Below are 3034 nucleotides of genomic sequence, written 5' to 3' on the forward strand. Positions count from 1 at the left end.
GCGGCATCGGGCTTGGTGAGGTGCGAGGCGTCGCAGCTGCTGCCCCAGCCGGCCAGGCTGGCGTAGCTGCGCGCACCGCGTGCGGCGGCGCGCTGCGCCGATTCGAGCACCAGGAAGGCAGCGCCCTCGCCCAGCGCAAAGCCACTGCGGTCGGCCGCGAAGGGCCGCACCGCGGTGGCCGCACCGCCCGGCGGCGCGGAGGCCAGCGTCTGCATCGCCTGCCAGGCGAGCATCACGCCGGGCACGATCAGCGCCTCGCTGCCGCCGGCAATGGCCAGGTCGACCTCGCCGCTCTCGATGGCCTTGGCCGCCTCGGCAATGGCGATGGCCGACGATGCGCAGGCCACCGAATAGGTGAGCACCGGGCCCAGCACCTTGCGCCGCATGGCGATGTGCGAGGCCGGCGCGTTGGGCATGAAGGCCGGAATGGTCAGCGGCGGCACGCGGCCGCTGGCGCCGCCGCGGTAGGCGGTTTCGAGCGCGCTGGCACCGCCCATGCCGCAGCCCACGTAGATGCCCACGCGCTCGCCTTCGTTCTCGGCCCAGGGGCCTGGCATGCCTGCGTCGTCCAGCGCGCGTTCGGCCGCGGCCACGGCCAGCTGGCTGACGCGGTCCACGCCGGCCAGCTGCAGCTTGCTGAACCAGGGCGAAGCGTCGAAGGCCACGGTGGCGGCCAGGGCCGGCTTGGCCAGCTCGGGAAACACCGGGCGGATGGCCGATTCGCCGCGCAGCAAGGCATCGAACATGGCGTCCGGTGCCTGGCCGTGCGGGCCGACGACGCCCAGGCCGGTGACGGCGATGCCTGCCTGGCTCACGCTGCGCGCTGCTGGGGCGGCTGGGCGGCCCGCACCTGGTCGACCAGCGCGGCCAGCTGGGCCAGCGTGTCCATTTCCGGGTCGGGGTCGGGCAGCGTGATGTGCAGGCGGTCTTCGATCTCGAACAGGAATTCGGCCAGGGCCAGGGAATCGAAGCCCTTGTCGCGCATCGAGGCGTTGGGGTCGAGTTCGGCCGGATCGATACCGTACTTGTCCTGTATCAGGTCTTGCAGTTCCTTGAGCGAACTCATGGTGATCTTGGCGTTATGTAATGGTGGCGCCGTCCGCGCGCGGGAAACAAAGTCAGTGACGGTCGATGATAGCCACCACGGCGCCCGGCTCCACCGCCCCCATGGAGGAAGGGCGCCAGCGCAGCGACGCCCAGGCAAAAACGCCGCCCAGCAGCGCACCCGACACGGCGTCCAGCACAACGTGCTGGCCGGTGGCCAGCGTGGAATAGGTGATCGCCAGGAACCAGGCGATGTTTACCGCGCGCAGCAGCAGCGGCGCGCCCGCCGACTTGAAAATGTGCTCGATCCAGCAGGCCGTGAAGATGGCGATGGCCACGTGCATCGAAGGGCAGGCATTGCCGGCCGCGTCGATGCCGCGCAGGAGCGCAAAGCCCGGAAATCCGCCCGCATCCATCGGCTGCAGCGGAATGCGCGTGGGCCACAGGGCGAAGAAGGCCAGGCCCGCCAGGCACAGCGCGCCAGACCACAGGCCATACACCACCAGCTCGCGGAAATTGCGCTGCAGCCCGGGCGCGATGCCCACGTACACCCACAGCGACAGGTACGGAATGAGCCAGACCGGCTGGAAGGGAATCCAGGCGTCGATGACGGTGAGCGGCATCTCCATCACCGGCCGCATCGGGTTGCGCAGCAAGTGGAAATAGCCGACGAAGAAGATCCAGATCCACACCGTGGTGCCGACGATCTTCAGCGGCTGGTGCACGCGCAGCCGCTGGCCGAGTTCGTGGGTCCAGGGTTGGCGCGGGTTCGGGTGCATGAGGCGGTGACGGGCGGGGGCTGCGTTGCGGCGAAGGCGCTATCTTGCCCCAGATGCATGACAGCTCATGCCCCGGCGCCCGCATTGCCAAAGGGGTCGGTGCTAACCTCCCCGCCATCATGTTCAATCCATCCCAAGAAGAGGTGCGCCGCTTTTTCTGCGACGTGTATGCCAAGAGCCGCCAGGGCATGCCGCTGGAGGCGCTGGAGACCATCGCCGCGGGCTGGATCGACGCGCATCCCGAATACCACGCCGACCTGCAGGACGCCGATGCCGCCGTGGCCCGCGTGTACGACGGCAGCGACGGGCGCGAGAACCCCTTCCTGCACCTGGCCATGCACCTGTCGATCAGCGAGCAATGCTCCATCGACCAGCCGCGCGGCATCCGCCAGGCGGTGGAACTGCTGGCCGCGCGGCGCGATTCGCTGCTCGATGCGCATCACGAGGCGATGGAATGCCTGGGGCAGATGATGTGGGAGTCGCAGCGCGCCGGCCGGCCGCCGGATGGCGAGGCGTACATTGCCTGCGTGCAGCGACGCGCCACACGCGACTGATCGGCCCTCGGCCCTAGTGGCGGCGTTTGGATTCGGCCGCCAGCCGCCGCGCCTCGTCGCGCAGCAGCGCCACCAGCGCGCCGCGCGCCGGTGACGGCGCCGCGTCGGTGCGCAGCAACAGCCCCACCGGCTCGTCGGTGCCAGGCGTGGCGATGCGCAGGCGCACCAGTCGGCCCAGCGCCAGGTCGTTGCGGGCCGCGCCCAGCGGCGTGATCCAGATGCTGTCGGAGCCGGCCGCCAGCGCACTGGCCACCGCCACGTCCAGCGTCTGCAGCGCATCGGCGGGCAGCGCCAGCCCCAGGCTGGCCAGAAAACTCTCCGTGTGGTGGCGCGGGATGGTGCCCTCGGCGTAGATCACCAGCGGATAGGCCAGCGCCGCCCGGGCCGAGGCGCCGCGCCGGGCCAGCGGATGACCGGGGCGGGCCACGAAGACCAGCGGCTCGGTGTGCAGCAGCTCGAAGCTCAGCCCGCTGGTGAGCGAGGGATCGCTCATGCGGCCCACCACCACGTCCAGTTCGCCGGCGCGCAGGTCGTCCAGCAGCACCGCGTTGGCGGCGGACTTGACCAGGATCTGCAGGCCCTGCCGCTGCGCCCGCAGCCGCGCCAGCGCCTGCGGCAGCAGCGAAGGCGCCACGCTGGGCAGCGCGCCGATGCGCA

5 protein-coding genes are annotated in these 3034 nt (G+C 70.8%); 1 reads left to right on the forward strand and 4 read right to left on the reverse strand.

Features of this window, described 5'->3' with window-relative positions; all coding sequences use genetic code 11:
- The 3 genes from VSO01S_RS26190 to VSO01S_RS26200 form a co-directional block, all read right to left on the reverse strand.
- On the reverse strand, positions 1-815 hold an 815-nt coding region (locus VSO01S_RS26190; protein ID WP_281179873.1), incomplete at its 3' end, for a beta-ketoacyl synthase N-terminal-like domain-containing protein.
- Entirely contained in the window at positions 812-1066 is a 255-nt protein-coding gene (locus VSO01S_RS26195) for an acyl carrier protein (RefSeq protein ID WP_068645679.1), read from the reverse strand. The genes VSO01S_RS26190 and VSO01S_RS26195, both read right to left, overlap by 4 nt.
- A gap of 52 nt (positions 1067-1118) precedes the next feature.
- The gene (locus tag VSO01S_RS26200) at positions 1119-1823 is read right to left on the reverse strand and encodes a phosphatase PAP2 family protein (RefSeq protein WP_068645680.1); all 705 of its coding nucleotides are present in this window, start codon (positions 1821-1823) and stop codon (positions 1119-1121) included.
- Between the two features lie 119 nt (positions 1824-1942).
- Here VSO01S_RS26200 and VSO01S_RS26205 point away from each other — a divergent pair, with 119 nt between their 5' ends.
- A complete protein-coding gene (locus VSO01S_RS26205; RefSeq protein ID WP_068645681.1) occupies positions 1943-2377 on the forward strand; it encodes a DUF1841 family protein in 435 nt (144 codons plus the stop codon).
- Positions 2378-2390: 13 nt separating this feature from the next.
- On the opposite strand, the gene VSO01S_RS26210 is transcribed toward VSO01S_RS26205, so the two are convergent.
- Positions 2391-3034: LysR substrate-binding domain-containing protein (locus VSO01S_RS26210; RefSeq protein WP_068645682.1), on the reverse strand; the 644-nt coding region annotated here is incomplete at its 5' end.

The sequence above is a fragment of the Variovorax soli NBRC 106424 genome (genome assembly GCF_001591385.1).
Taxonomy (GTDB): Bacteria; Pseudomonadota; Gammaproteobacteria; order Burkholderiales; family Burkholderiaceae_C; genus Variovorax; species Variovorax soli.